The 26,060-nt window shown below is 73.0% G+C and carries 27 protein-coding genes; 14 read left to right on the forward strand and 13 right to left on the reverse strand.

Going from position 1 to position 26,060, the window contains the following annotated elements; translation table 11 throughout:
• Nucleotides 1–123: 123 nt before the first annotated feature.
• The 5 genes from ABZW14_RS25280 to ABZW14_RS25300 all read right to left on the reverse strand — a co-directional run bounded on the left by ABZW14_RS25280 (nt 124) and on the right by ABZW14_RS25300 (nt 3,594).
• Nucleotides 124–447: a DUF1416 domain-containing protein gene (locus tag ABZW14_RS25280; RefSeq protein ID WP_355350961.1), complete on the reverse strand. Its 324-nt coding sequence runs from the start codon at nt 445–447 to the stop codon at nt 124–126.
• Between the two features lie 5 nt (nt 448–452).
• Nucleotides 453–1,328 (reverse strand): sulfurtransferase, encoded by an 876-nt coding sequence (locus tag ABZW14_RS25285; protein WP_355350963.1) that lies wholly within the window; start codon nt 1,326–1,328, stop codon nt 453–455.
• A 204-nt stretch (nt 1,329–1,532) separates the two neighbouring features.
• On the reverse strand, nt 1,533–1,610 hold the full coding sequence (locus ABZW14_RS25290) for an Ms5788A family Cys-rich leader peptide (protein ID WP_311202345.1): 78 nt from the start codon (nt 1,608–1,610) through the stop codon (nt 1,533–1,535).
• A gap of 83 nt (nt 1,611–1,693) precedes the next feature.
• Nucleotides 1,694–2,479 carry a DUF2993 domain-containing protein gene (locus tag ABZW14_RS25295; protein WP_355350965.1) on the reverse strand — a complete coding sequence of 262 codons (786 nt, stop codon included), beginning with the start codon at nt 2,477–2,479 and terminating at the stop codon, nt 1,694–1,696.
• A 71-nt stretch (nt 2,480–2,550) separates the two neighbouring features.
• Nucleotides 2,551–3,594: a hypothetical protein gene (locus ABZW14_RS25300; RefSeq protein WP_355350967.1), complete on the reverse strand. Its 1,044-nt coding sequence runs from the start codon at nt 3,592–3,594 to the stop codon at nt 2,551–2,553.
• A 248-nt stretch (nt 3,595–3,842) separates the two neighbouring features.
• Between ABZW14_RS25300 and ABZW14_RS25305 the strand changes: the two genes are divergently transcribed.
• The 7 genes from ABZW14_RS25305 (at nt 3,843) to pstB (ending at nt 10,981) form a co-directional block, all read left to right on the forward strand.
• Nucleotides 3,843–4,556 carry a response regulator transcription factor gene (locus tag ABZW14_RS25305; RefSeq protein ID WP_355350969.1) on the forward strand — a complete coding sequence of 238 codons (714 nt, stop codon included), beginning with the start codon at nt 3,843–3,845 and terminating at the stop codon, nt 4,554–4,556.
• 158 nt (nt 4,557–4,714) lie between these two features.
• Complete coding sequence (locus ABZW14_RS25310; protein ID WP_355350971.1) at nt 4,715–5,581, forward strand: polysaccharide deacetylase family protein; 867 nt, start codon at nt 4,715–4,717, stop codon at nt 5,579–5,581.
• A gap of 66 nt (nt 5,582–5,647) precedes the next feature.
• On the forward strand, nt 5,648–6,574 hold the full coding sequence (mshD, locus tag ABZW14_RS25315; RefSeq protein ID WP_355350973.1) for a mycothiol synthase: 927 nt from the start codon (nt 5,648–5,650) through the stop codon (nt 6,572–6,574).
• 297 nt (nt 6,575–6,871) lie between these two features.
• Entirely contained in the window at nt 6,872–7,972 is a 1,101-nt protein-coding gene (gene pstS, locus ABZW14_RS25320) for a phosphate ABC transporter substrate-binding protein PstS (protein ID WP_355350975.1), read from the forward strand.
• A 41-nt stretch (nt 7,973–8,013) separates the two neighbouring features.
• Complete coding sequence (gene pstC / locus ABZW14_RS25325) at nt 8,014–9,099, forward strand: phosphate ABC transporter permease subunit PstC (RefSeq protein WP_355350977.1); 1,086 nt, start codon at nt 8,014–8,016, stop codon at nt 9,097–9,099.
• Nucleotides 9,096–10,184, forward strand: coding sequence for a phosphate ABC transporter permease PstA (pstA, locus tag ABZW14_RS25330; RefSeq protein WP_355350979.1), 1,089 nt, complete (start codon nt 9,096–9,098; stop codon nt 10,182–10,184). The genes pstC and pstA overlap by 4 nt, the downstream gene beginning before the upstream one ends.
• A 20-nt stretch (nt 10,185–10,204) precedes the next feature.
• Entirely contained in the window at nt 10,205–10,981 is a 777-nt protein-coding gene (gene pstB / locus ABZW14_RS25335; protein WP_355350981.1) for a phosphate ABC transporter ATP-binding protein PstB, read from the forward strand.
• 77 nt (nt 10,982–11,058) lie between these two features.
• On the opposite strand, the gene ABZW14_RS25340 is transcribed toward pstB, so the two are convergent.
• Nucleotides 11,059–12,249, reverse strand: coding sequence for an epoxide hydrolase family protein (locus tag ABZW14_RS25340; RefSeq protein ID WP_355350983.1), 1,191 nt, complete (start codon nt 12,247–12,249; stop codon nt 11,059–11,061).
• A gap of 63 nt (nt 12,250–12,312) precedes the next feature.
• Between ABZW14_RS25340 and ABZW14_RS25345 the strand changes: the two genes are divergently transcribed.
• Nucleotides 12,313–13,269, forward strand: coding sequence for a YafY family protein (locus ABZW14_RS25345; protein ID WP_355350985.1), 957 nt, complete (start codon nt 12,313–12,315; stop codon nt 13,267–13,269).
• Between the two features lie 2 nt (nt 13,270–13,271).
• Here the strand turns inward: ABZW14_RS25345 and ABZW14_RS25350 are convergent, their stop codons facing one another.
• Nucleotides 13,272–14,099, reverse strand: a complete 828-nt coding sequence (locus ABZW14_RS25350; RefSeq protein WP_355350987.1) for an NUDIX hydrolase — start codon at nt 14,097–14,099, stop codon at nt 13,272–13,274.
• Between the two features lie 110 nt (nt 14,100–14,209).
• On the opposite strand from ABZW14_RS25350, the gene ABZW14_RS25355 reads away from it, so the two are divergent.
• Both ABZW14_RS25355 and ABZW14_RS25360 read left to right on the forward strand, forming a co-directional pair.
• Complete coding sequence (locus ABZW14_RS25355) at nt 14,210–14,800, forward strand: DinB family protein (RefSeq protein WP_355350989.1); 591 nt, start codon at nt 14,210–14,212, stop codon at nt 14,798–14,800.
• Nucleotides 14,801–14,860: 60 nt separating this feature from the next.
• Entirely contained in the window at nt 14,861–15,829 is a 969-nt protein-coding gene (locus tag ABZW14_RS25360; protein WP_355350991.1) for a Gfo/Idh/MocA family oxidoreductase, read from the forward strand.
• Nucleotides 15,830–15,871: 42 nt separating this feature from the next.
• On the opposite strand, the gene ABZW14_RS25365 is transcribed toward ABZW14_RS25360, so the two are convergent.
• From ABZW14_RS25365 to ABZW14_RS25375, 3 genes are all read right to left on the reverse strand, one after another.
• A complete protein-coding gene (locus tag ABZW14_RS25365) occupies nt 15,872–16,876 on the reverse strand; it encodes an inorganic phosphate transporter (protein WP_355350993.1) in 1,005 nt (334 codons plus the stop codon).
• Nucleotides 16,877–16,880: 4 nt separating this feature from the next.
• A complete protein-coding gene (locus ABZW14_RS25370; protein ID WP_091267422.1) occupies nt 16,881–17,507 on the reverse strand; it encodes a DUF47 family protein in 627 nt (208 codons plus the stop codon).
• Nucleotides 17,508–17,627: 120 nt separating this feature from the next.
• A complete protein-coding gene (locus ABZW14_RS25375) occupies nt 17,628–18,617 on the reverse strand; it encodes a PPK2 family polyphosphate kinase (RefSeq protein WP_355350995.1) in 990 nt (329 codons plus the stop codon).
• Between the two features lie 116 nt (nt 18,618–18,733).
• On the opposite strand from ABZW14_RS25375, the gene sigJ reads away from it, so the two are divergent.
• The gene (gene sigJ / locus ABZW14_RS25380; RefSeq protein ID WP_355350997.1) at nt 18,734–19,687 is read left to right on the forward strand and encodes an RNA polymerase sigma factor SigJ; all 954 of its coding nucleotides are present in this window, start codon (nt 18,734–18,736) and stop codon (nt 19,685–19,687) included.
• 6 nt (nt 19,688–19,693) lie between these two features.
• On the opposite strand, the gene ABZW14_RS25385 is transcribed toward sigJ, so the two are convergent.
• Nucleotides 19,694–20,200 (reverse strand): DUF402 domain-containing protein, encoded by a 507-nt coding sequence (locus ABZW14_RS25385; RefSeq protein WP_355350999.1) that lies wholly within the window; start codon nt 20,198–20,200, stop codon nt 19,694–19,696.
• Nucleotides 20,201–20,324: 124 nt separating this feature from the next.
• Between ABZW14_RS25385 and ABZW14_RS25390 the strand changes: the two genes are divergently transcribed.
• Nucleotides 20,325–22,460, forward strand: coding sequence for an ATP-dependent DNA helicase (locus ABZW14_RS25390; protein ID WP_355351001.1), 2,136 nt, complete (start codon nt 20,325–20,327; stop codon nt 22,458–22,460).
• A gap of 51 nt (nt 22,461–22,511) precedes the next feature.
• Here ABZW14_RS25390 and ABZW14_RS25395 read toward each other — a convergent pair whose 3' ends face one another.
• Entirely contained in the window at nt 22,512–23,795 is a 1,284-nt protein-coding gene (locus tag ABZW14_RS25395; protein WP_355351003.1) for an AI-2E family transporter, read from the reverse strand.
• 154 nt (nt 23,796–23,949) lie between these two features.
• Here ABZW14_RS25395 and ABZW14_RS25400 point away from each other — a divergent pair, with 154 nt between their 5' ends.
• Nucleotides 23,950–24,297, forward strand: coding sequence for a co-chaperone GroES (locus tag ABZW14_RS25400; protein ID WP_355351005.1), 348 nt, complete (start codon nt 23,950–23,952; stop codon nt 24,295–24,297).
• Nucleotides 24,298–24,368: 71 nt separating this feature from the next.
• Entirely contained in the window at nt 24,369–24,536 is a 168-nt protein-coding gene (locus ABZW14_RS25405) for a hypothetical protein (RefSeq protein ID WP_355351007.1), read from the forward strand.
• 21 nt (nt 24,537–24,557) lie between these two features.
• On the opposite strand, the gene ABZW14_RS25410 is transcribed toward ABZW14_RS25405, so the two are convergent.
• Nucleotides 24,558–26,042, reverse strand: a complete 1,485-nt coding sequence (locus ABZW14_RS25410) for a PrsW family intramembrane metalloprotease (protein WP_355351009.1) — start codon at nt 26,040–26,042, stop codon at nt 24,558–24,560.
• Between the last annotated feature and the right edge of the window lie 18 nt (nt 26,043–26,060).

Consider the following 26,060-nt stretch of genomic DNA (forward strand, 5'->3'; position numbering starts at 1 on the left):
GACCGGCCGGGCCGCGCCTGGGAGCGGAACAGCGGGCATGCCGGTGGAAGGTGCGGCGGGCCCCGGAACGGCTCGTGGCCCGCCACCCCCAGCCGGGGCGGCGGGCCACGATCAGAGCGTGGGTCAGGCGGCGACCGTGACGGTCACCTCGTTGATCCCGCGGGCGGCGGCCACGGCGGTGTCGCCGTTGCCGTGCCGGGAGAGCGCCCGCAGGGTCCAGTTGCCCGGCGCGGCGAAGAACCGGAACTGGCCGGCCGGCGAGGTCACCACCTCGGCGGTGAACTCGCCCGTCGAGTCGAGCAGCCGGACGTACGCGCCCGGCACGACCTCGCCGGACTCGGCCTTGACCAGGCCGGTGATGACGGTTTCCTTCTCCAGGTCCAGGCTGGCCGGGAGGGGGGCGGCCTGGTCCGGAGCGGCGCAGCCGGCGGCGGTGGGAGCAGTCATAAAGATCAAGCCTCCCCGACAGCGCTGTCCGACCCGGCTTCGCCGGGAGTGTCGCCGAGCGCGACCGGCACGCCGACCAGCGAGCCGTACTCGGTCCAGGAGCCGTCGTAGTTCTTCACGTTGCGGTGGCCGAGCAGCTCCTGGAGCACGAACCAGGTGTGCGAGGAGCGCTCGCCGATCCGGCAGTAGGCGATGGTCTCCCTGCTGTCGTCCAGCCCGGCGTCCGCGTAGATCTTGCGCAGCTCGTCGTCGGACTTGAACGTGCCGTCCTCGTTGGCCGCCTTGGACCACGGGACGCTGATCGCGGTCGGCACGTGGCCGGCGCGCTGGGCCTGCTCCTGCGGGAGGTGGGCCGGGGCGAGCAGCCGGCCGGCGTACTCGTCGGGGCTGCGCACGTCGACCAGGTTCTTGACGCCGATCGCGTCGACCACCTCGTCGCGGAAGGCGCGGATGGAGGTGTCCGGCTCCTGCGCGACGTACTGCGTCGCCGGGCGCTCCACCTTGTCGGTGACCAGCGGGCGGGCGTCCAGCTCCCACTTCTTGCGGCCGCCGTCGAGCAGCTTGACGTCGCGGTGGCCGTAGAGCTTGAAGTACCAGTACGCGTACGCGGCGAACCAGTTGTTGTTGCCGCCGTAGAGGATGACGGTGTCGTCGTTGCCGATGCCCCGCTCGGAGAGCAGCGCCGCGAACTGGGCCTGGTTGACGAAGTCCCGGCGCACCGGGTCCTGGAGGTCGGTGCGCCAGTCGAGCTTGACGGCGCCCGAGATGTGGCCGGTGTCGTAGGCCGAGGTGTCCTCGTCGACCTCGACGAAGACGACGCCCGGGGCGTCGATGTTCTTCTCGGCCCACTCGGCCGAGACGAGTGCGGTGTCGCGACTCATCAGATCACTCCCTGTGAGGATGGATGGTGAGCCAGCGCGTGGAGATCGAAGCCGGTGATTGTCGCACCACGCGCGGGACCCAGAGCTAGGAACGGATCACGGGTACGTGCGACGGCGCCGCTGCCGGGCGATCAGGGGAAGAACCGGAGGGTACGCGGACCCTGTGTGCCGGTGGCCGCTAAGCGGCCGAGGACAGCCCCGCCGTCAGATGACGGGGCGACACAGGCAGGTGGCCACGCGGCACAGGTCGACCGCGCGCCGTTTGGTGAGGAGCGTCCCCATGGATCGGGAGCCTACCAGCCGGCCCGCCGGACGCCACCGGGCCGACCAGCATCCGGGACACCGCCGGGGCGGCGGACGGGAGCTCAGCCGGCGGAGTTGATCGGCACGTTCCGCGCGTCGGCGGTGACCACGAGGCCCTCCGGCCGGGGCTCCACCTTGCGGACGTTGAGCTGGAAGGGCAGCTCCGGCAGGGGCACGTCGATCGAGATGCCCTTGGCGTAGTTGGCCAGCAGCGTCTTCGCGAGCGGCAGGTTGGGCAGGCCCTCGGCGGTCAGGTCGTTGAAGCGCAGCGCCACCTTGCCGTTGGCGACCGTCACGTCGGCGATGCCGTTCACGGTGAGCTTGGCGCCGAGGATGTCGACCGGCGCGGTCACCGCGAGCTTGCCGTTGCGCTCGCCGAGGGTGAGCCCGGGGCGGTCGAGCAGCTTCGCCAGGCTGTCGTAGGTCACCGTGCCCCGGCCGTCGACGCTCTCGGCCACCACGTCACCCTGGCCGGAGCGGAGGGTGTCCAGCGACGCCTTGACGTCGCGCGCGTCCACGTCCAGCCGCGGCACCTCGACCGCGTCGCCCTGCACGTTGCCCCGCACGTCGGTCAGCACGATCGAGATGCGCTCGTACCTGCCGGCGAGCACCTGCGTGAGGAACGGGAAGCCGCCCACCTCGACCTGGGGCGCCGCGGACTGCGCGTCCTGCTTGGCGACCTCCTTCTTCACCTGGTCGGCGATGGCGCGCTCGGCGACACCGGCGGCCACCCGGTCGGCGACGACCAGGAGCCCGGCCAGGACCAGCAGCAGGACGACGAAACCAACCAGCACCTTCCGCCCCCGCCGCCGGGGCCGGCCCTCGTTCGCCGGGTACGCCTCTGCCACGCCGCCTCCTGCCCTCAGCCGCCGATCGCGCAACCGTACTTACCCGGAGCGCCGATTCCCCAACCGCGCGCTCAGAGGAAGAGCACGCACATGGCGTACGCGGCCGGCGCCGCGAGCGCGAAGCCGCCCAGCGGGCCCTGCATGTGCCGGGCGACCCACATGGTCGGGGGCTCCCCGGCCATCAGCCGGCCCGCCTCGGCGTACCCCACGGCGAGGTCGGCCAGCACGGCGGTGCCGGCCGTGACCAGGCCGACCAGCGCGGCGCTGGTCGGGGTGAAGCCGACCAGGTAGCTGCCGAGCACGGCGCTGGTCAGGGTGCCGAGCATGGCACCGGCGACCACGCCGGCGGCGCCCCGGGGCACCTGCGGGGCGAGCCGTGGCCGGGGGGCCACCGCGTCGGTCAGGCGGGCCACCAGGAGGGCCACCCCGGTGGCGGTGAGGCAGACGGTGATCGCCTGGGTGCCCTTCGGGATCCGGCTGAGCACGATCAGCGTGGCGAACGCGACCACCCCGACGACGATCAGCAGGGTGCTGCCCAGCGAGTCGGTCACCCGGACCCGGTCGACCCGGCGGACGAGCTGGCCGAGCACGCCGAGCACGAAGCCGGCGGCCGCCGCGTAGCCGAGGGGTGCGAGGCCGGCGATCTCCGACTGCACCGCGGCGGCGTCGGCGATCCCGGCCGCGGCGGCGCTGACCAGCGCCACGACCAGCAGCGCGGGCGGGCGCATGGCCATGGTCCAGGCCAGCACGAACAGCAGTTGGACGCCGAAGATGATGAACGCGAAGGGCAGCCGGTGCCCCGGGCCGGCGGTCTGCGCGCCGAGCACCAGGCCGACGCCGAGCAGCGCGGCGAAGCCCGCGACGGTCAGCGCGAGCGGGCGACGCACCGGGACCGGCGGCACCTCCTCCTCGGGCGCCTCCTCGGCCTCGTCGTCCGGGCGCCGGCCCGGCCCGCCCTTGCGGAGCCGGCGGGGACCCTTCCGCTCCCGCCCGCCGCCGCCGTCGTCGTCGGCCGGACCGGTGCGCGGAGCCGGCGGGTAGCCACGGGCGGGGCCGGCGGGCGCGCCGTCGGACCACGGGTCACGGCCGGTGTCGGGCGAGGTCGAGGGATACACGCCCCGATCGTGCCAGACCGGGCCGGGCGGGCGGTGTCACGGTTTCGGCAACGTTAAAACCTGAGCCGCGATCAGGGGCAGAACAGACAAACAGGAAAGGGTACGGAGGTGACGGCCGGGCGATCGGTTAGGCTCAAGCCGCTACCCGCCCGTCAGCGACGCCGGGACCCACGCAAGTTCTCAGCGCCACCCTCCGGAGTGTCGCTGGTCGCGCGCGGCCGCAGAGCCGCCGGGACGGAGGTGATCGTGTGGAGCTCCTGCTGCTGGTGACCGCGCGCGCAGGTGAGCCATCGGCGGTGCTGCCGGCACTCGACCTGCTGCCGCACTCGGTCCGCACCGCGCCGCGCGACGTGCGCACGCTGGTCTCCGGCCCGACCCCGGACGCCGTCCTGGTGGACGCCCGCGCCGAGTTGAGCGAGGCCCGTGCGACCTGCCGGATGCTGCACGCCACCGGGCTGGGCGTCCCGCTGGTCGCGGTCGTCACCGAGGCCGGGCTGATCGCGCTCAACGCCGACTGGGGTGTGGACGACGTGATCCTGGCCGGTGCGGGCCCCGCGGAGGTGGAGGCCCGGCTGCGGCTGGCGATCGGGCGGCTGAGCAACGCGACGGCGGCCGCCGGCGGCTCGATCCGGGCCGGCGAGCTGACCATCGATCCGGACACCTACGCGGCCAAGCTGAAGGGCCGTCCGCTCGACCTCACCTACAAGGAGTTCGAGCTGCTGAAGTTCCTCGCCCAGCACCCGGGCCGGGTGTTCACCCGCGACCAGTTGCTCCGCGAGGTGTGGGGCTACGACTACTTCGGTGGCACCCGCACGGTCGACGTGCACGTCCGGCGGCTGCGCGCCAAGCTCGGCTCGGAGTACGAGTCGATGATCGGCACCGTGCGCCAGGTGGGCTACAAGTTCGTGGTGCCGCCGTCGCGCTCCCTCCCGGAGTCGGAGCCCGCCCCGCTACCCGTCTGATCTGCGGCTCTTCATCACCGTCCCCCATCGGGGATCCTTACCCTGGTTTGCCCTTTTTGCCCACTCAGTCAGACCTACTCTGACTGCCGGATCTGCCGGGCGAAGGGGGCGACGGTGCGGGCGTTGAACACGGGGGCGACGAACGGTCGGGCCGGCTGATGCGGGCCTCGACACTCCGCGCGGCCGGGATGGTGACGTTGGTGGTGGCCGCGCTGCTCGGCTCGGCGTACGCGCTCGGGCGGAGCCTGATGCCCGATCACCCCAGGGGCAACGGCGTGGCCGCCAGCGTCCGCGCACCGCACTACGGCGACCAGCCGCCCAGCACCGACTTCCCCGGTCCGCCGGGCGGCGGTTACGGCGGGCCGAGTCCCGACCCGAGCCCGAGCGGCCCCGACAGCGGACGGCAGGCCGACGACAGCGAGGGCCCGTACGGCGCGGAGGTCAGCACCGGCTCGGCCCGGATCGCGCTGACCTTCGACGACGGCCCTGACCCACAGTGGACCCCGCAGGTGCTCGCCCTGCTCAAGGAATACGGCGTGAAGGCCACCTTCTGCGTGGTCGGCGAGAACGCGGAGGCCCACCCCGACCTGGTCCGGTCGATCGTGGCCGACGGGCACACGATCTGCAACCACTCCTGGAACCACGACCTCGCCCTGGGCAAGCGCTCGGCGGACGCGATCCGGGACGACCTCACCCGCACCAACGACGCGATCCGGGCTGCGGCGCCGGACGCGCGGATCGCGTACTTCCGGCAGCCGGGCGGGGCCTGGACGTCCCCGGTGGTGTCGGTCTGCGAGGAGCTGGGCATGACTCCGCTGCACTGGGCGGTCGACCCGACCGACTGGCAGGTGCCCGGGGCCGCCAAGATCACCCAGGTGGTGCTGGCCCAGACCCGGCCGGGTTCGATCGTGCTCATGCACGACGCCGGCGGCGACCGCTCCGGCACGGTCGAGGCGTTGCAGGACCTCCTCCCCCAACTGATGCACCGCTTCCAGCTCGAGGCGCTGCCCACCGGCACCACGTGACCACCGCCACCGCACCGTGCCCGCGTCCGGCATGATCGGCGGCCCGCCGGCCGCTACGGTGGCGGAATGAGCAGCACCACGCCGACCGCCGACCGTGTCGCCCGCGCCGACCGGCTGGCGCCGGTCGAGGTCGCCGAGGTGCTGGCGCTGGCCCGCACCGCCGGCGACACCGACGGCGCGGACCCGCTCGACGAGCACGTGCTGCTGCGGCTGCGCGACCCGGAGGCGCCCGCCGTGCACCTCACGGCCCGGGCCCCCGACGACACCCTGACCGGCTACGCCCACCTCGACACCACCGACCCGGCGAACGGGATCGGGGTGGAGCTGGTGGTGCATCCGGCGTACCGGCGGCGCGGCACCGGCCGGGCCCTCGCGCGGGGCGTACTGGCCGCCGCCTCCGGACCGCTGCGGGCCTGGGCGCACGGCGACCACCCGTCGGCCGCCGCGCTCGCGGTCGACCTGGGCTTCACCCGCGCCCGGGTGCTCTGGCAGCTGCGCCGCCCGCTGACCACCGCGCTGCCCGAGCCCGCCCTGCCCGAGGGGGTGCGGCTGCGCGCGTTCCGTCCCGGCGAGGACGACGACGCCTGGCTGGCGGTCAACAACGCCGCCTTCGCCCAGCACCCCGAGCAGGGCCGGTGGACCCCCGCCGACCTGCGGGTGCGGCTCGCCGAACCATGGTTCGACCCGGCCGGGTTCCTGCTCGCGGAGGACTCGGCCACCGGCCGGCTGCTCGGCTTCCACTGGACCAAGGTGCACGAGCGCCCGGGCTCGGCCCGGATCGGCGAGGTCTACGTGCTCGGTGTGGACCCGTCCGCGCACCGCGGTGGCCTCGGCCGGGCGCTCACCACGGCCGGCCTCTCCTACCTGCGCGACCGGCGGGGGCTGGACCGGGTGATGCTCTACGTGGACGACTCCAACAGCGCCGCGGTGGCCCTCTACGAGCGGCTCGGGTTCGCCCGCTGGTCGGCCCACGTCAACTACCACCTCGGCTGACGCTCGACACCAGCTTCTCGCCCGGGACAGCGGTCACGGCCGCGTCACGCGGTGGACTCAGCCGGATAACGGGCGTCCGGATAAATCGCACTATTAGCGATAGTGGCTCGCGAGTTCACGAAATGGACAACGCGCCCTCAGCCTATGGCCACCGTGCCGGCCGCGCCTGTTCATCTCCCGTTCACTTCCGACCGGCGAACCGTCTACCTGGCACTTCTACCTTTCCTTTCAGCCGGTCAGCGCCGGCACCCCGGGAGACCGGGCGACCTGACAAAGACGTGAAGGGAAACCCCTCAGGTGAAGCTCCAGCGGCACGGCGCCATTGCCTGCCTCGCTCTTACCGCGGTGCTTGGTCTCAGCGCCTGTGGCTCGGACAACAACGAGCCGACCGGCACCTCCGCCTCCGGCTCCGCCGCGGCGGACTGCGCCACCGGCACGCTGAACGCGCAGGGCTCCTCCGCGCAGAAGAACGCCATGGCTGAGTGGATCAAGGCGTACCAGCAGAAGTGCTCCGGCACCACGATCAACTACGAGCCGAGCGGTTCCGGCGCCGGCATCCAGGCGTTCATCGCGGGCACCGCCGACTTCGCCGGCTCCGACTCCGCCCTCAAGGAGGACGAGCAGCCGAAGGCCGACGCCAAGTGCGCCGGCGGTCAGGCCCTCAACCTGCCGATGGTGATCGGCCCGGTGGCGGTCGTCTACAACGTCAGCGGCGCGGACAACCTCCAGTTCAGCCCGGCCACCCTGGCGAAGATCTTCGCCGGCAAGGTGACCAAGTGGGACGACCCGGCGATCAAGGCCGACAACCCGGACGCCAAGCTGCCGTCCGCCGCGATCCAGGCGGTGCACCGCTCCGACGAGTCGGGCACCACCGACAACTTCACCAAGTACCTGTCGAAGACCGCCGAGTCCGACTGGACCTTCGAGAACTCGAAGGCGTGGAAGGCCCCGGGCGGCGTCGGCGCGGCCAAGTCCGACGGTGTGGCCAGCAAGGTCAAGGGCACCGAGGGCACCATCAGCTACGTCGAGTGGTCGTACGCCGAGAACTCCGGCCTGAAGATGGCCAAGATCAAGAACGGCAACGGTGAGTTCGTCGAGCTGACCGGCGAGTCGGCCGGCAAGACCATCGCCGGGGCCAAGTTCGAGGGCCAGGGCAACGACCTCAAGATGTCGATCGACTACAACACCAAGGAGGCCGGGGCGTACCCGATCGTCCTGGCGACCTACGAGATCGTCTGCAGCAAGGGCCTCGCCGCCGACAAGCTGCCGCTGGTCAAGGGCCTGCTGAGCCACGCCGCCAGCGCCGAGGGCCAGCAGGAGCTGGTCGAGCTGGGCTACGCCCCGCTGCCCGAGACCGTCCGCACCAAGGTCGAGACCGCGGTCAAGAGCCTCTCCTGACGCACTGACCAGACACCTCCTCTACCGAAGCGAGCGAGCAGATGGGTGACACCCCTCACCGCTCGGCGCACGCCGGCACCGGCGGGACCCGCGTGGCCACGAGCCACGAGCGGCCCGCCGGTGCCTCGGCGCGTGTGGCCGAGCCCGCCGGCATCCCTGGCATCCCCGACAACGGCCTGGGTGGCGGCGGTGGGCTGCCCCGGGCCCGAGCCTTCGGCGCGGAACGCGCGTTCCGTGGCCTGACCCTGGCCGCCGGCACCACCGTCCTGGTGGTCATCGCCGCCATCGCGATCTTCCTGATCGCCAAGGCCGTGCCGGCGCTGCGGGACAACAGCGAATCGTTCTGGACCTTCGAGGGCTGGTTCCCGAACGACGACCCGCCGAAGTTCGGCATCGGCGCGCTCGCCTTCGGCACCGTCCTGAGCTCGCTGCTGGCGCTGCTCATGGCCGTGCCCGTCGCGCTGGGCATCGCGCTCTACCTCTCGCACTACGCCCCGCGCCGCCTGGGCAACGCCCTCGGCTTCCTCATCGACCTGCTGGCCGCCGTGCCCAGCGTGGTCTTCGGCCTCTGGGGCCGCGACTACTTCGCCCAGCCGGTCGCCGACCTGTCCGCCTGGCTGAACACGTACTTCGGCTGGATCCCGATCTTCGGTGAGGGCCCGTACGGCAGCTCGATCCTGCTCGGCTCGGTGGTGCTGGCGATCATGGTGCTGCCGATCGTCACCTCGCTCTCCCGCGAGGTGTTCCGGCAGACCCCGACCGCCAACGAGGAGGCCGCCCTCGCGCTGGGCGCCACCCGCTGGGAGATGGTCCGCACCGCCGTCCTGCCCTACGGCCGGCCGGGCGTGATCGCCGCCGTGATGCTGGGCCTCGGCCGGGCGCTCGGCGAGACCATCGCCCTGGCGCTGACCCTCGGCTCCACGTACGCCATCTCGTTCAACATCCTGCAGAGCGGTGGCAACTCGATCGCCGCGAACATCGCGAACCGGTTCGCCGAGGCGAACGACACCGGCCGGGGCGCGCTGATCGCCTCCGGCCTGGTGCTCTTCGCGATCACGCTGATCGTCAACATCACCGCGCGGGCGATCATCTACCGCCGCCGCGAGTTCACGGAGTCGGCCGCATGACCACCACCGTCACCTCCCACCGCCCGCAGCCGCCGGCCCAGCCGCTCACGCTGCGGGCCCGGCGACTTCCGGTGTACGCCGCGCCCGCTATCGCCGTCGTGGCCCTGCTGGTCTCGGCCGGCATCGTCTACGGCGCCGGCATCGGCGGCCCGGTCCTGGTCGTGGTCGTCGCCGCGCTGCTCTACCTGGCCGGTCTCTTCGCGGCGGCGAACGCGGTCGAGGGCCGCCGGGCCGCCCGCAACCGGACCTGGAGCGCGCTCATCCACTCCGCCTTCGTGCTGGCGGTGCTGCCGCTGGCCTCGGTGGTCTGGACCCTGATCAGCAAGGGCACCGAGCGGCTGGACGGCAACTTCTTCGGCACCTCGATGAACAACATCGGAGCCCGGGACGCCAACGGTGGCGCGTACCACGCCATCATCGGCACCCTGGAGCAGGTCGGCATCGCCACGCTGATCACCGTCCCGCTCGGCGTGCTGTGCGCGATCTACGTGGTCGAGTACGGCCGGGGCCGGTTCGCCTTCACCATCCGCTTCTTCGTGGACGTGATGACCGGCATCCCGTCGATCGTCACCGGCCTGTTCGTGCTGGCCTTCTGGGTGCTGGTCGTCTCGCCGTGGTTCAACGACGGCCGGCCGGGCTTCTCCGGCTTCGCCGCCGCGCTGGCCCTGAGCGTGCTCATGCTCCCCACCGTGGTCCGCTCCACCGAGGAGATGCTCCGCCTCGTGCCGGCCCCGCTGCGCGAGGGCGCCTACGCCCTCGGCGTGCCGAAGTGGAAGACCATCCTGCGGGTCGTGCTGCCGACCGCGCTGCCCGGCATCGTCACCGGCATCATGCTCGCCATCGCGCGGGCGGCCGGCGAGACCGCGCCGGTGCTGCTCGTGGCCGGTGGCGGCGCCGCGATCAACTTCAACCCGTTCGAGAACAACCAGTCGTCGCTGGCTCTCTTCGTCTACCAGCAGGCCGGCGAGGCCTCGAAGTACTCGCCGGCACGGGCGTGGACCGCGGCGCTGACCCTGGTCGCCCTCGTCCTCATCCTGACCGTCGCGGCGAAGTTGCTGGCCCGCCGCAACCGGCTCGGCCGATGAACCCCGGAGGTACCGCCACCATGGCGAAGCGCATCGAAGCCACCAACGTCACCGCCTACTACGGCGGGTTCAAGGCGATCGAGAACATCAACCTGACCGTCGAGCCCAAGACGGTCACCGCCCTGATCGGCCCGTCCGGCTGCGGCAAGTCCACCTTCCTGCGGTCGGTCAACCGGATGCACGAGGTGCTCCCGGGCGCCCGGGTCGAGGGCAGCCTGACGATCGACAACCAGGACATCTACGACCGGGACGTTGACGTCACCGCGGTCCGGCGGATGATCGGCATGGTCTTCCAGCGGCCGAACCCGTTCCCCACCATGAGCATCTTCGAGAACGTGGTGGCCGGCCTGCGACTCAACGGCGTGCGGCGCAAGTCGATCCTGGAGGAGGCGGCCGAGAAGGCCCTCCGCTCGGCGAACCTGTGGGACGAGGTGAAGGACCGGCTCGGCAAGCCGGGCGCCGGCCTCTCCGGCGGTCAGCAGCAGCGGCTCTGCATCGCCCGCACGATCGCGGTCGAGCCGCAGGTGGTGCTGATGGACGAGCCCTGCTCGGCACTGGACCCGATCTCCACGCTGGCCATCGAGGACCTGATGTTCCAGCTCAAGGACAAGTTCACCATCATCATCGTCACGCACAACATGCAGCAGGCCGCCCGGGTGTCCGACCGGACCGCCTTCTTCTCCATCGAGAAGACCGGCGACCCGGGCCGGCTCATCGAGTACGACAACACGCAGAAGATCTTCAGCAACCCGAGCCAGAAGAAGACCGAGGACTACATCACCGGCCGCTTCGGCTGAGCCGCTGACAGCCCGGTCCGCGAGGGCCCCGGTCGATCCCGACCGGGGCCCTCCGCGTGTCCGTGGTGGGTGTCCGCTCAGCGCAGTCCGGCGAAGAACTCCCGCAGGTCCGCGACCAGCAGGTCGGGCACCTGGTGGGCGGCGAAATGGCCGCCCCGGTCGTACGTGTGCCAGGACACGATGTTCTTGTGGTCGCGCTCGGCGAGCGTGCGGATCGACTGGAAGTCCCAGGCGAAGTTGGCCAGGCCGAGCGGCACGGTGGTCGGCTCCGGCACCACCGTGCCCCGGCCGTTGACCTTCTGCGTCGGGTGCACCGACTCGGCGTCCTCGTAGTAGTAGCGGGCCGCCGAAGCGGCCGTGTTGGTCAGCCAGTAGACGGTCGTGTTGGTGAGCACGTGGTCGGCGTCGATCTGATCCCCCATGAGCTGCCCCAGCCAGCCCAGCAGGCCCACCGGCGAGTCGGCCAGCGCGTGTGCGACGTTCTGCGGCTCGGTCGAGTGCAGCTTGTCGTAGGCGCCCCGCCGCTGCACGAACCAGTCGGCGAAGGCCACCTTGCCCCGCTCCTCCTCGGTGAGCGCGGCCACCTCGGCGGGGTCACCGGACGGCAGGGAGAAGATCTGCGTGACGTGCACCCCGAGCACGTGCTCCGGGTCGGCCCGGCCCACCTCGGGGGAGACGAACGAGCCGAGGTCGTTGCCGGCCGCGCCGTACCGCTCGTAGCCGAGGCGGCGCATCAGCTCGGCCCAGGCCCGGGCCACCCGGTGCCGGTCCCAGCCGCGCTCGCGGGTCGGCCCGGAGAAGCCGAACCCCGGCACGGACGGGATGACCAGGTGGAACGCGTCGGCCGGGTCGCCGCCGTGCGCCCGCGGGTCGGTCAGCGGACCGATCACGTCCAGCCACTCCGCGACGGTGCCGGGCCAGCCGTGGGTGAGGATCAGCGGGGTCGCGTCCGGCTCGGGCGACCGGACGTGCAGGAAGTGCACAAGCTGCCCGTCGATCTCGGTGGTGAACTGCGGGTACGCGTTGAGCCGCGCCTCCCACTCCCGCCAGTCGTAGGTGGTGCGCCAGCGCTCGGCCAGCCGCCGCACCCAGCTCAGTGGGACGCCGTACTCCCAGCCGGGCGGGACCGGGCCGGCGGGGGCGGCCGGGTCGGGGTCGGCGGGCAGTTCCTCGGCCCAGCGGGTCCGGGCCAGCCGGTCGGCGAGGTCGTCCAGGTCGGCCTGCGGGACGTCGATGCGGAACGGGACGATCGCGGTGTTGTCTGCCATGCCACTGAGCCTAGGGATTCATTAGGAACACTCCGTTCCTAAAGCGCTGGCAGAATCCGGAAGATGTTGGAGACCTCGGCGCGGCTGCTGCGCCTGCTGTCGCTGTTGCAGACCCCGCGCGACTGGACCGGCGCCGAACTGGCCGAGCGCCTGGCGGTGAGCACCCGTACCGTGCGCAACGACGTGGAGCGGCTGCGCGCGCTCGGCTACCCGGTGCACGGCACCCGGGGCGCGGTCGGCGGCTACCGGCTGGGCGCCGGCGCGGCCCTGCCCCCGCTGCTCCTCGACGACGAGGAGGCGGTGGCGGTGGCGGTCGGGCTGCGCACGGCCGCGGGCGGCAGCGTGGCCGGGATCGAGGAGACCTCGCTGCGGGCGCTGGCCAAGTTGGAGCAGGTGCTCCCCCACCGGCTGCGCCGCCGGGTCACCGCCCTGCACACCCACACCGTCCGGGTCCCGCACGACCAGCCCGGCCCGACCGTGGACGCCGGGACGCTCAGCGTGATCAGCGCCGCCTGCCGGGACCGCGAGCGCCTGCGCTTCGACTACGTCCGGCACGACGGGACCGCGGACCGGCGGGACGTCGAGCCGTACCGCCTGGTCAACTGGGGCCGGCGCTGGTATCTGGTGGCCTTCGATCCGGCCCGGGACGACTGGCGCACCTTCCGGGTCGACCGGATCAGCCCGCGTAGCCCGACGGGCCCCCGGTTCGCGGCCCGGGACCTGCCCGGTGACGTGGTGGACCGGGTCCGGCACGGGGTCTCCGCGGCCGCCTGGCGGCACCGGGCCACGATCCGCGTGCACGCCCCCGCCGAGGTGGTGGCCGACCGGATCAACCCGGCCGTCGGCACGGTCGAGCCGGCCGGCGACACGGCCTGCCTCCTGCACACCGGCGCCGACCGGCTGGAGACCATCGCGGTCTGGCTCGGCCTGCTCGACCTCGACTTCACCGTCGAGGACCCGCCCGAGCTGGCGGACCTGCTGCGCACCCTCGCGGCCCGCTACCTCCGCGCCACCGGCTGAGGTCAGGACAGGCGGAAGCGGGGCGCCTCGGCGTCGGAGAGGTCGAGGTGCGGGGTGACCGGGGTGCCGGGGTCGCGTCCGGCCGCCGCGCGGGCCACGCCCGCCAGGTCGCCGGCGGCGGCCACCTCCGCGAGGGTGACCATCGTGGGCGGGAGCATGGTCAGCTCGCCGGCCTCCGCCCGGGCCAGCGCGTCCGTCGGGCGCAGCCACAGCGTGTGGTCGGCCTCGCCGGAGACGTCACGGGTCCGCTGCCCCTCGGGCAGCAGGGCGACGAAGAAGTACGTGTCGAAGCGGCGCGGCTCGAACTCGGGGGTGATCCACCGGCTCCACGGCAGCAGCAGGTCGGACCGGAGGGTGAGCCCCTGTCCGGCCAGCAGGTCGGCGAAGCCGGTCCGCCGGGCCTCCAGGTCCTGGCGGGCCGTCTCCCAGTCGTCCCCGCTCACGTCGCCCACCACGGTCCCGGCGTCCGGGCCGGCCAGCAGCACGCCCGCCTCCTCGAAGACCTCGCGGGCGGCGGCGCAGACCACCGCCTGCGCCGCGGCCGGGTCGAGGCGGAGCCGCTCGCCCCACCCGTCCGGCGCCGGACCGGTCCAGTCCAGGTGCACCTGCGAGTCGGAGCGGTCCACGCCGCCGCCGGGGAAGGCGTACATCCCACCGAAGGTCATCGCGGCCACCCGGCGGATCAGGTACACCTCGAAGTCGGCGCCGGCCGGGCGGAGCAGCAGCACGGTGGCGGCGACCCGGGGCACGGCCGGCACACCGCCCTCGGCGCGGAACCGGCGGGCGTGCTCCACCAGGGCGGCCGGCGCCGCGAAGCCGTCGATCGTCATGGCCCGAGCCTAGTTCCCGACCGGTGGATCATGCGTCCGCGGCGGGAGGGCGTCCTAGCGGCCGCTACGGGGGGCTGCGTACGCCGACGGCGCATGGCAGGGTCGGGCCCATGATCGATGAGTTCGCGAAGGAGTACCTGCACCACGAGCTGCGGAACCTCCGCGAGGCGATGCTGTGGAAGCTCGACGGGTTGCCCGAGTACGACGTCCGCCGCCCCCTGACCGCGACGGGAACCAATCTTCTCGGCCTGGTCAAGCACCTGTCGCTCAACGAGGCCAGGTACTTCGGTGAGGTCTTCGACCGGCCGTTCCCGGAGCCCCTGCCCCGGTGGGACGACGCCGCCCAGGACGACACCGACATGTGGGCGACCGAGCACGAGACGCGCGAGGAGATCATCGAGCGCTACCGGCGGGTGTGGAAGCACTCGGACGCGACGATCGACGCCCTCGCCATCGACTCGCTCGGCCATGTGCCCTGGTGGCCGCGCCCGAACGTGAAGCTGTTCAACATCCTGGTCCACCTCGTCGCCGAGACCAGCCGGCACGCCGGACACGCCGACATCCTGCGCGAGCAGCTCGACGGCTCCACCGGGACCGAAGCCGAGTACGCGCACCTGCAATCCGACAGGGCGACCTGGGCGGCGCGGCACGCGACGATCGAGCGGGCCGCCAGAGCGGCCGCCACCCACGCGGAGCACTGAGCCTTCCCGACGGGTGGATCTTCCCGTCGGCGGCCCGAAGGTCCGGGATAGCGTGCCGGCATGACGCGTTGGGGAATCCTGGCCACCGGAAACATCGCCGCTCGCTTCGCCGAGGACCTGCGGCTGGTGCCGGGAGCCGAGCTGGTGGCGGTCGGTTCGCGTACCCGCGAGAGCGCCGACCTGTTCGCGCGGCGGCACGACATCCCCCGGGCGTACGCCTCCTGGGCGGAACTGGCCACGGACCCGGACGTGGACGTCATCTACGTCGCCACCCCGCACGCCGCGCACCACGAGGCGACCCTCACCTGCCTGGCCGGGGACAAGGCCGTGCTGGTGGAGAAGCCCTGCACGCTCGACCTGGCCACCACCACCGAGCTGGTCGAGACGGCCCGCGCCCGCGGAGTCTTCCTCATGGAGGCCATGTGGATGCGGACCAACCCGCTGATCCTGCGGGTGCTGGAGCTGATCCGGGACGGCGCGATCGGCGAGGTCACCCACGTCCGGGCGGACTTCGGGGCGGCCGGCCCCTTCCCGCCGGAGCACCGGATGCGGGCCCGGACGCTCGGTGGCGGCGCGCTGCTCGACCTCGGCGTCTACCCGCTGAGCCTGGCCCACCTGGTGCTCGGCGCACCGCAGCAGGTGCACGCCTGGGCGAAGCTGAGCCCGGAGGCGGTGGACGAGAACACCGGTATCGTCCTCGGCTGGGACTCGGGGGCGGTGGCGACGCTGAGCTGCGGGATGGTCGGCGCGACCGCGATCACCGCGGCGATCACCGGCACGACCGGCCGGATCGACCTGCCGGAGCCGTTCTACCGGCCGGGCGCGGCAGTGCTGCACCGGGCCGGCGCGGAGCCCGAGACCATCCTGGCGGACCTGACCGGCGGCGGCTACCAGTACGAGGCGATCGAGGTGCAGCGCTGCCTGGCGGCGGGACTGATCGAGAGCCCACTGGTGCCGCACGACACCACCCTGGAGCTGATGGGCCTGCTGGACGACATCAAGGCCCGGATCGGCGTCACCTACGCGTGAGGGGTCCCCCGCCGCGGCGGGGGACCCCTCGACGTCAGACGCTCAGAAGAGCGGACGGACCAGCAGGTACGCCAGGCAGGCGATCGCCGCGGCCGCCGGGAACGTGATGATCCAGGCGATCACGATGTTGCCGGCCACGTTCCAGCGGACCGCGGAGAGCCGCTTGGTCGCGCCGACACCCATGATCGCCGAGGTGATCGTGTGGGTGGTGGAGATCGGGGCCTTCAGCACCAGGGCGTTGAAGTAGAGCACGGCGCTGGCCACGGTCTCGGCGGCGAAGCCCTCCGGCGGGCCCAGGTCGATGATCTTCCGGCCCAGGGTCCGGATGATCCGCCAGCCGCCCGCGTAGGTGCCGGCCGCCAGCATGGCCGCCGAGGTCCAGAAAACCCAGCCCGGGATGTGCGTCTTGCTCTCCTGGAAACCGCCCGTGTAGAGGGCCAGCACGATGATGCCCATGGTCTTGGCGGCGTCCTGCATGCCGTGGCCGACCGACATGGCGGCGGCCGAGGCGGTCTGCGCCCAGCGGAAGCCCCGGTTGAGCTTCCCGGGCTGCCCCTTCCGGAACAGCCACAGGATGGCCAGCATCACCAGGAAGCCGAGCACGAGGCCGACCACCGGCGAGAGGACCATCGGGATGATGACCTTCTCGAGGATGTTGCCCCACTGCACGACGCCGTCGTTGGCGAACAGGGTCGCACCGACCAGGCCGCCGAAGAGGGCGTGCGAGGAGGACGAGGGCAACCCGAAGTACCAGGTGATCAGGTTCCAGGCGATCGCGCCGAGCACCCCGGCGAAGACCACCCCCAGGCTTTCGATCCCGGTCGGGAGGGTGACCAGGCCGTCGCCGACGGTCTTCGCCACTCCGGCGCCGAAGTGCGCGCCGACGAAATTGCCGACGGCAGCGAGCGCCAGCGCGATCCGGGGCGTCAATGCCCGCGTCGAGACGCTGGTGGCGATCGCGTTGGCCGCGTCATGGAAGCCGTTCGTGTAGTCGAACGCCATGGCGACCGCGATCACCGCCAGCACGGCGATGAGTTCGGGACTCACAGGATCAGGACTCCTTGACCGCGATGGTCTCGACGGTGTTGGCGACGTGCTCGAAGGCGTCGCAGGCGGCCTCCAGCTCGTCGGCCACCTCCTTCATCTTCAGCACCGTGAGCGCGTCGTACTCACCGCTGAAGAGGCGGACCAGCAGCATCCGGTACGCCTGGTCACCGTCGTTCTCGAGGCGGTTGCACTCGATCCAGTAGTCCTCGAGGTCCTTCATCGACTTCAGCCGGGGCATCGCCTCGGCGGTCAGCTTGGCCTGCTGGTCGAGGACGTTCACCAGCTCGTGCATCTCGCGCGGCAGCGACGGCAGCTTGGTGAGGCCGTAGAGGTAGAGCAGGTTGCCGACCGCCTCCAGGTGGTCCATCACGTCGTCGAGCAGCGAGCCCAGACGGTAGATGTCCTCCCGGTCGAACGGGGTGATGAAGGTAGAGTTGATCTTCTTGTAGAGCTCGTGGGTGATCTGGTCGCTGTCGTGCTCGACCTCGGTGAGCCGCTCGCTCACCGACTGGACCTCGACGCCCGGCAGGGCCAGCTCGTTCAGCAATTCGGTCCCCTTCACCAGGTTCTGCGCGGCCCTGGTGAAGAGCTCGTAGAAGGCGCCCTCGGTGGGACGGAAGGAAAACTTCACAGCACGGACCTCGTCGTGTCGGTGGAAGGGTGGCCGTCGCCCCGGAGGGCGTCTGCTCTGCGCATGCTAGGTACCCCGTGGAACCGGGCAACGCCCGGCCCACCCCTGGTCAGGCCCGATTCACCGCTCGTTCACCTGCTGTTCACCTTGCCCCGTCCCGCCCTCACTCCGCAGCCGGTCCCGTTCCCGGGCGAGGTCGAAATCGGCAGGCGGATACCCGAGATCCAACCCGTCGAACGTCTCCCGGAGCAGGTGTGCCACCGCCCAGTCGCGGTACCACTTCCGGTCCGCGGGCACCACGAACCAGGGGGCGTTGTCCGGGCCGCACCGCTCGATCGCCTCGGCGTACGCCGCCTGGTAATCGTCCCAGCGGGCCCGGGTGTCCAGATCGCTCGGGTTGTACTTCCAGTACTTCGTCGGGTCGGTGAGCCGCTCCATCAGCCGCTCGCCCTGCTCGGCGTGGGAGATGTGCAGCATGACCTTCACCACGGTGACGGCGTTGTCGGCCAGCTCCCGCTCGAAGTCGTTGATCAGGTCGTAGCGGCCCCGCCAGGTGGCCTCGTCGACCAGGCCCTCGACCCGGGCGATCAGCACGTCCTCGTAGTGCGAGCGGTTGAAGACGCCCACGTAGCCGGGCGGCGGGAGGGCCCGCCGGATCCGCCACAGGAAGTCGTGCCGCCGCTCCTCCTCGGTGGGCGGCCCGAACGAGCGGATGTGCAGGCCGAGCGGATTCATGGCGCCGGCCACCCGCTTGACCGTGCCGTCCTTGCCGCCGCAGTCCATGGCCTGGAGCACCAGCAGCACCCGGCGCGGGCGATCACCGGCCAGGTGGGCACCGGCCTGGGTCGGGGCGCTGGTCGGGGCCTCCGGGCCGGCGGCGCCCTTCGCGGACGCGTACAGCATCTCCTGCTGCCGGCCGAGCTCCGCGCCCAGCAGCTCGACCTGCCCGCGCGCCCACTCCTTGCGCCCCTTGCCGTGCCCGGCCGCCGCGGGCAGCCCCGGCGTCGACCGGGGATCGACCGCCGCCAGGTCCACCGCGCCCGGGCCGGCCCGGAGCAGTTCCCGCATCGACCCGCCCTCGGGCCGCACCACCTCGTCGCCACCGCTCATCCCTCGATCCTCACCCACCCCGCCCGCCCCCGCCTCCCGAGCGATGTCACACCCGGGGGCGGCGGCGCATCCAGGGGTACGGGGAGAATGGGAAATACCGGTGGGAGGAGCGCGACGTGCACGAGCGGGTGGCGGAGTTCGAGGCGGAACGCGGGCACCTGCTGGCGGTGGCCCAGCGGATGCTGGGCAGCCGGAGCGAGGCCGAGGACGCGGTCCAGGAGACCTGGCTGCGCTACTCGGGCGCACTCGGCGACCCGGCCGCCCGCGAGAAGATCCGGGACCTGCGCGGCTGGCTCACCACCACCTGTTCCCGGATCTGCCTGGACGTGCTCCGCTCCGCGCGGGTGCGCCGCGAGGCGTACCCCGGTCAGTGGCTTCCGGAGCCGGTGGTGACCCCGGCACCGGCCGCGGACGGGTTCGCCCCCGACCCGGCCGAGCGGGCGGTCCGGGCCGACCAGCTCGGCACCGCCCTGCTGGTGGTGCTGGAGCGGCTCAGCCCCGAGCAGCGGGTGGCGTTCGTGCTGCACGACGTCTTCGCCGTGCCGTTCGTCACGGTCGCCGAGGTGCTCGGCACCACACCCGCGGCGGCCCGGCAGCTCGCCTCGCGCGGCCGTCGCGCGGTCACCGCGCCCGACGTCCCCCGGCACACAGCCGACCTGGCCGAGCAGCACAAGGTGCTCGCCGCCTTCCTGGCCGCGGTCGAGTCCGGCGACCTGGACCGGCTGGCCGAGGTGCTGGCCCCGGACGTGGTGGTGATCGGCGACAGCGGCGGACACTTCCCGGCGGCGCGACGGCCGGTGGTCGGCGCCGAGCTGGCGGGCCGCTTCATCCTCGGCCTCTTCGGCCAGGCCGCCCGCTGGGGCGGCCCCCTGCACGCCCGGCCGGTGCTCGTCGACGGCACGCTGGGCTGGCAGGCGGAGACGGTGTTCCGGGACGGGCGGCCCCTGCGGATGGTCACCTCGTTCGCCGTGCACGAGGGGCGGATCACCGGCGTCTTCAACCAGCTCAACCCGGAGAAGGTGACCCACCTGAGCGGTGTCGAGGCCGAGAGCTGGCCGCCGCGCCTCTGAGGCGGCTCAGACCACCAGGGCCAGCCACTTCCGGTAGGAGGTGGCGAACGGCTCGGTGCCGTCGTCGAGCGCCCCGAGCAGCCAGCGGGCCGCCGCCTCGGCCTCGGCCACCACCTCGTCGGGGTAACCCCAGCGGGCCCGGTGCTCGGCGAACTCGTCCTCGTCGCGCAGCTCGACCAGGCCGGTCTCCCGCCGGCGCACCACGTCCAGGTCGAGGTCGACCAGGTGGACCGTCTCGTCGCCCTCCCAGCGGGCCGGGGTGGCGATGTCGCAGTAGACCTCGCTGGTGCGCGGGGGCGGGTTGAACATGCCGGTCCACCAGGCGTGCCGCGGCACCAGCAGGACGAACGGGATCTGCTCGACGGAGGGGCGGCCGTGGTAGACCGACTCGGTGCCGGCCGGCACGCCGAGCCAGACACCGAGGTCGTCCTCGGCCAGCCGGCGGGCCGGGTAGTCGCGGTGGGCGCTGCCGTCGTACTTGCGGTAGATCACGCGGACCACGTCGCTCGGCATGACTGGCACCCTAACCGATTCCGGCCACGCGACGCGATCGGCAGGTAACCGGACGCTACGCACCCGCCACGCCACGCGGCGGAGCGGCCCGTCCCCTGTCGGCGGCGGCGGGTACGGTCGCACGGTGACCGCGTCCCGCACCGCCACCGGCCCCGTCCCCAAGAAGCGCCGGGGCGGCCGGCCCGGCGGCGGCGAGCTCCTGGCCGCGGCGGTCGGCGCGGTCCCGGGCGGCGCGGCGCGGCCCGGCCAGCAGCAGATGGCGGAGGCGATCGAGCGCAGCATCGCCTCCGGCGAGCACCTGCTGGTGCAGGCCGGCACGGGCACCGGCAAGTCGCTGGCCTACCTGGCGCCGGCGCTGACCGTGGACGGTCCGGTGGTGGTCTCCACCGCCACCCTGGCGCTGCAGTCCCAACTGGTCGACCACGACCTGCCCCGGCTCGCCGACGCGGTCGAGCCGGTCCTCGGCCGCCGCCCCACCTTCGCCGTGCTCAAGGGCCGGCACCACTACCTCTGCCTGGCCCGGCTGGACAACTCGGTCGAGGAGGAGCCGGAGGACACCCTCTTCGACGCGCCGCGTCCGGGCGGCGGCGGGAAGTGGCTCGGCGAGGCGGGCCGGCTGGGCAAGCAGATGCAGCGGCTGCGCGACTGGGCCGAGGAGACCGCCACCGGCGACCGGGACGAGCTGGACCCGGGCGTCGACGACCAGGTGTGGCGGAGCGCCTCGATGCCGGCCCGGGAGTGCGTGGGCGCCACCCGCTGCCCGTTCGGCCAGGAGTGCTTCGCGGAGGCGTCCCGGGCCCGCGCCCGCGAGGCCGACATCGTGGTGACCAACCACAGCCTGCTCGCCGTCGACATGCTCGCCGGCCGGCACATCGTCCCGCCGCACAAGCTTCTCGTCGTCGACGAGGCCCACGAGCTGGCCGACCGGGTCTCCTCGGCGGCGCAGGCCGAGCTGGAGCCCCAGCTCATCGACCGGTCCGCCCGCCGGGCCCGGCCGCTGCTGCGCCCCGAGGTGGCCGAACGGCTCACCGAGGCCGGGGACGCGCTCGCCGTGGGGCTGGCCGAGGCGCCCGCCGGGCGGCTCACCAACGGCCTGCCGCCCGCGCTGCGCGAGGCGTGCACCCTGCTCGACGCGGCCACCCGGGCCGCGCTGGAGGCGATCGGCGACATCAAGGCCGACGACCCGGACCCGGTGCGCAAGCAGCAGGCCAAGGCCGTGCTGGACGAGCTGTCCACCACGGCGCAGCGGCTGCTGGAGGAGGCCGACCACGACGTGGCCTGGGTGGAGAAGCCGGAGAACGGCAGCCGCAGGGCGCTGGTCGTGGCGCCGCTGTCGGTCGCCGGCACCCTCGCCACCCACCTCTACGACGAGCGCACCGTGGTCGCCACCTCGGCCACCCTGGCGCTGGGCGGCCGATTCGACACGGTGGCCCGGGCGCTGGGCCTGGAGGCTCCGCCGCCCGCCCCGCCGTCCCCGGCCGCCGCCGCCCTGGCCACCGCGGCCGCCGCCGGCCGCGCCGGCACGACGCCGGTGGCGAGCACCGACGGCAGCCGGGCGGCCATCGGCACCGTCCCGGCCACCGAGGGGCCCGGCTGGACGTCGCTCGACGTCGGCTCGCCCTTCGACTACGCCCGGCAGGGCATCCTGTACGTCGCCGCGCACCTGCCCCGGCCCAGCGTCTCCGGGCTGCCCGAGGCGGCCGGCGAGGAGCTGCTGGCGCTGGTCGGCGCGCTCGGCGGGCGTACCCTCGGGCTCTTCTCCTCCCGGCGGGCCGCGCAGCAGGCGGCGGAGCTGGTCCGCGCGCGCACCGACCTGCCGGTGCTGCTCCAGGGCGAGGAGTCGCTGCCGCTGCTGGTCCGCCGGTTCCGCGAGGAGCGGGAGAGCTGCCTGTTCGGGGTGATGTCGCTCTGGCAGGGCGTGGACGTGCCGGGCGACTCCTGCCAGCTCGTGGTGATCGACCGGCTGCCCTTCCCCCGGCCCGACGAGCCGCTCGCGGCGGCCCGGGCGGCGGCCGTAGACGCCGGCGGCGGCTCCGGTTTCGCGGCGGTGAGCGTGCCGATCGCGGCGGTCCGGCTGGCCCAGGGGGTCGGCCGGCTGATCCGGGCCACCGGCGACCGGGGCGTGGTGGCGGTGCTCGACTCCCGGCTGGAGACCGCCCGGGGCTACGGCCCGTTCCTGCGCCGCTCGCTGCCCCCGTTCTGGTACACCACCCGGCCGGACGTGGCCCGGGGCGCCCTGGAGCGGCTCGGAAAGAGCTGACGCCCGCGCCTCCCCGGCAGGGGCGGCGCGGGCGTCCAGGGCTCGACCGGGTCAGGGCGCCTGGGAGGCGACCACCACGGCGTCGGGCGGGGTGTCCGGCACGGTCCGGGCCGCGAGCCGCCGGACCGCGGTGTTGAGCACGGCGATCAGCGGCACCGCGACGAGCGCGCCCGCGATGCCGGCCAGCACCACCCCGGCGGCGATACCGATGATCACGGCGAGCGGGTGGATGGCCACCGCGCGGCCCATGATCAGCGGCTGGAGCACGTGCCCCTCGACCTGCTGCACACCGATGACGGCGCCCAGGATGATCAGCGCGGTCACCGGGCCGCTGTCGACCAGCGCCACCAGCACGGCCACCACGCCGGACAGGAAGGCGCCGACGATCGGGATGAACGCGCCCAGGAAGACCAGCGCGGCCAGCGGGAACGCGAACGGGATGTCGAAGATGACCAGGAAGATGCCGATGCCCAGGGCGTCGATGAAGGCGACCAGCACGGTGGCCCGCACATAGGCGCCGAGCGTCGCCCAGGAGGCCCGGCCGGCGTCGTCCACCTTCCAGCGGGCCTTGACCGGCAGCAGGCGGACCAGGAACCGCCAGATCTTGCTGCCGTCCCGGAGGAAGAAGAAGGTCGCGAAGAGCACCAGGACGGTGCCGGTGAGCACCTCGGCCAGCGTGGCCGCGGTGTTGAGCGCCCCGCTGGTGAACTTTTCCGTGTTGCCGTTGATCCAGCTCTGCGCCTCGTCGATGTAGCTGTTGAGCTGGCCGTCGGAGAGATGCAACGGGCCGGTCTTGAGCCAGTCCTGGATCTGCCGGACACCCTGGGACGACTTCTCGCTCAGCTCCGGCACACCCTGGATGAACTCGTTCACCACCAGGGTCAGCGTGCCGATCACCGCGGCCAGGCCGCCGACCAGCACCACGCCGGTGGCCAGCGAGCGGGGCAGACGGGCCTTGAGCAGCCAGCCGACCGCCGGGGCGAGCAGCGCGGAGAGCAGCAGCGCGACCGCCAACGGGATGATGACGATGCGGATCGTGCCGACGATCTTGAGCAGCGACCAGGTCACGATGCCGATGACGATGAGCCGCCAGCACCAGGCCGCGGCGATCCGCAGCGCGTGCGGCACCTCCACGTCGTCCTGGCTGATGGTCGAGGCGTGCACGGGAGCCGGGGGCTCCGCGCCCACCACGGTCGCCGTCGGGGGCGCCGCCGGACCGGGCGAGGAGGGTGAGGCCACGCGCTCGTCCGGATCGGCCCGCTGGACCCGCGCCGACTCGCGGCCGGACTCGTACGCGCGGCGGAGCCGTCCGCGCATCCGCTCGAAGCGGCTCAAGCAAACCTCCCGCAACTTCGGTCCGCCCAGAGAACAGGGTGGACAGGATACGTCCGTCCGTCCCACCCTAGGGCGGCTCCGCCACACATTGCCCCCCTGCCGCCCCGCCGAACCACGCCGGGATCGACCGGCGGGCACGCGGTAGCGTCTTCGCGTGACCGCCGACCAGAACCTCGACGCCGGCCTGCCGATCCGCCTGCTGCACGACCGCGTGCTGGTGCGTACCGAGAACGGCGAGGGCGAGCGCCGCTCCACCGCCGGCATCGTGATCCCCGCCACCGCCGCCGTCGGCAAGCGGCTGGCCTGGGCCACCGCGGTGGGCGTCGGCCCGCACGTCCGGTCGATCGTCTCCGGGGACCGGGTGCTCTTCGACCCCGACGACCGCTCCGAGGTCGAGCTGCACGGCCGGGCGTACGTCCTGCTCCGCGAACGGGACGTGCACGCCGTGGCGGCGGAACGGGTGGAGAGTGAGTCGACCGGCTCGACCGGCCTCTACCTGTAGGCGCGACCGGCGCCGTTTGCGCCGCTGCCCGGCGGGAAGCCCCAGGCACGACCGCGCCCTGGGGAGGGATCATGCCGGTAGTCATCAAGAAGATACTTGCCTGGGGATTCCTCGCGTTCCTGATCTACTTCATGGCCTTCCGGCCGGACGGCGCGGCCCAGCTGTTCAAGGGGATCGGGGTAGCCCTCATGGCCATCGCCCAGGGCCTCGGCGACTTCCTCACCGGCCTGATGAGCTGACCCGCCCTCCGCGCCGCCGGATCAGGCCGGCGGCCAGGGGGCGGCGGAGCGGGCCCCGTGCCAGCCGGACGGGCCGTAGCCGGGCGGGAAGGCCGGGGGCGGCGGCGGGGCCAGCACCACCGGGATCGGCACCACCGGCTCGTCGGGAGCCTCGACCGCGCGTTGCGACCCGTCCGGGAAGCGCAGGTGGTAGCGCTGCCCGTCCCAGACCCCGACCGGCGCCTGCGGGTCCCGGCCCACGAAGAACGCCCGGTACGCCCCGATCGCGTCCAGCAGCTCCCGCTCCTCCCGCGCCGTCCGGTCCCGCTCGGCGGGCTTGCGGTCGAGCCCCCGGCGCATCCCGTCGCGCAACAGGGCCAGCCGGGTGGCGGCGAACTGGTAGCCGCGCATCGCCTTCACCCCGCCGTCACCGGCCACCCGCCGGGCCCACGTGCGGGCGGCGTGCCGCCGGCCGAGGCTGCCCAGCGCGGCCACCTCGGGCGGGGTGAGCCAGCCCGTCCGGACGTAGTCCGGCAGGGTGCGCTCGGTGAGCCGCCCCTCCCAGGCGCGCAGCCAGACGGCCAGCCCCACCATGCCGAAGAAGATCGGCACCATCACGCCGATGTAGCCGTAGAGCGCGATCAGCGGCTGACCGGTGGCGGCGGCCAGCGAGGGCAGCAGGTTCCAGGTGCCGTGCAGCATCATGGCCAGCAGCAGGCCGGCGATCGGGGCCAGGATGCGTACCCGCCGGTCGGCGGTCCGCGCGGCGATCCCCAGGCCCACGCCGGTCATCGAGGTGAAGAGCGGATGGGCGAAGCCGAACAGCAGGATCCGCACGATGAAGATGGCGATCACCTGGCGGGCGCCGGTGGCCGGGCCGTACTCCTCGACGCCGGTGCGGTAGCCGTATCCGCCCAGGTAGAGGATGTTCTCCACCATGGCGAAGCCGACCGCCGAGAGCCCGCAGTAGACCAGGCCGTCGGTGATCCCGGAGAACTCCCGGCGGCGGAAGATCAGCAGCAGGAGCGGGCCGGCCGCCTTCGTCAACTCCTCGATGAACGGCGCGACCAGCACGGCGGTCAGCGCCGAGGGCAGCCCCCAGTCCTTGAACAGCCGGGCGCCGGTCTCGTTGACCAGCAGCGAGATGGCCGTGGAGACGAACGCGCCCCAGGCGAAGCAGAAGATCAGGTATCTCAGCGGCTCGGGCTCGTAGCGGTCGAGCCAGAGGAAGCAGGAGACCAGCACCGGCACCGGCAGGATCGCCGCGATCACGCCGACCAGCAGCGCCTGGGCGCCCAGGCTCTCGCCCAGGGTGAAGACCATGAAGACCGCGCCGCCGGCGATCAGCAGCACCACACCGGCCAGCGCCAGGTACCGCCGCCAGCCGGGCCGGCGCAGCGGCATCCGGGGAGTCGGCGACCCCGGCGGGACGGCGGGCGCGGTCGGCGGCGGCGGCAGGGCTCCGCCGGGCGGGGTGACGGCCATGCGCTCAGCGTAGTCACCCGCGACCCACTGGTCCGGTCGCATCGGGGCCGCTATGCTCCC

This window comes from Micromonospora sp. NPDC004551, from assembly GCF_040609975.1.
GTDB lineage: Bacteria > Actinomycetota > Actinomycetes > Mycobacteriales > Micromonosporaceae > Micromonospora.

Bases quoted from the DNA above. Each gene is read 5' to 3' on its own strand.
- ABZW14_RS25280 (WP_355350961.1), bottom strand. From the start codon at position 447: ATGACTGCTCCCACCGCCGCCGGCTGCGCCGCTCCGGACCAGGCCGCC.
- ABZW14_RS25285 (WP_355350963.1), bottom strand. From the start codon at position 1,328: ATGAGTCGCGACACCGCACTCGTCTCGGCCGAGTGGGCCGAGAAGAAC.
- ABZW14_RS25290 (WP_311202345.1), bottom strand. From the start codon at position 1,610: ATGGGGACGCTCCTCACCAAACGGCGCGCGGTCGACCTGTGCCGCGTG.
- ABZW14_RS25310 (WP_355350971.1), top strand. From the start codon at position 4,715: ATGCGGGCCTCGACACTCCGCGCGGCCGGGATGGTGACGTTGGTGGTG.
- mshD (WP_355350973.1), top strand. From the start codon at position 5,648: ATGAGCAGCACCACGCCGACCGCCGACCGTGTCGCCCGCGCCGACCGG.
- pstC (WP_355350977.1), top strand. From the start codon at position 8,014: ATGGGTGACACCCCTCACCGCTCGGCGCACGCCGGCACCGGCGGGACC.
- pstA (WP_355350979.1), top strand. From the start codon at position 9,096: ATGACCACCACCGTCACCTCCCACCGCCCGCAGCCGCCGGCCCAGCCG.
- pstB (WP_355350981.1), top strand. From the start codon at position 10,205: ATGGCGAAGCGCATCGAAGCCACCAACGTCACCGCCTACTACGGCGGG.
- ABZW14_RS25340 (WP_355350983.1), bottom strand. From the start codon at position 12,249: ATGGCAGACAACACCGCGATCGTCCCGTTCCGCATCGACGTCCCGCAG.
- ABZW14_RS25345 (WP_355350985.1), top strand. From the start codon at position 12,313: ATGTTGGAGACCTCGGCGCGGCTGCTGCGCCTGCTGTCGCTGTTGCAG.
- ABZW14_RS25350 (WP_355350987.1), bottom strand. From the start codon at position 14,099: ATGACGATCGACGGCTTCGCGGCGCCGGCCGCCCTGGTGGAGCACGCC.
- ABZW14_RS25355 (WP_355350989.1), top strand. From the start codon at position 14,210: ATGATCGATGAGTTCGCGAAGGAGTACCTGCACCACGAGCTGCGGAAC.
- ABZW14_RS25360 (WP_355350991.1), top strand. From the start codon at position 14,861: ATGACGCGTTGGGGAATCCTGGCCACCGGAAACATCGCCGCTCGCTTC.
- ABZW14_RS25375 (WP_355350995.1), bottom strand. From the start codon at position 18,617: ATGAGCGGTGGCGACGAGGTGGTGCGGCCCGAGGGCGGGTCGATGCGG.
- ABZW14_RS25385 (WP_355350999.1), bottom strand. From the start codon at position 20,200: ATGCCGAGCGACGTGGTCCGCGTGATCTACCGCAAGTACGACGGCAGC.
- ABZW14_RS25405 (WP_355351007.1), top strand. From the start codon at position 24,369: ATGCCGGTAGTCATCAAGAAGATACTTGCCTGGGGATTCCTCGCGTTC.
- ABZW14_RS25410 (WP_355351009.1), bottom strand. From the start codon at position 26,042: ATGCGACCGGACCAGTGGGTCGCGGGTGACTACGCTGAGCGCATGGCC.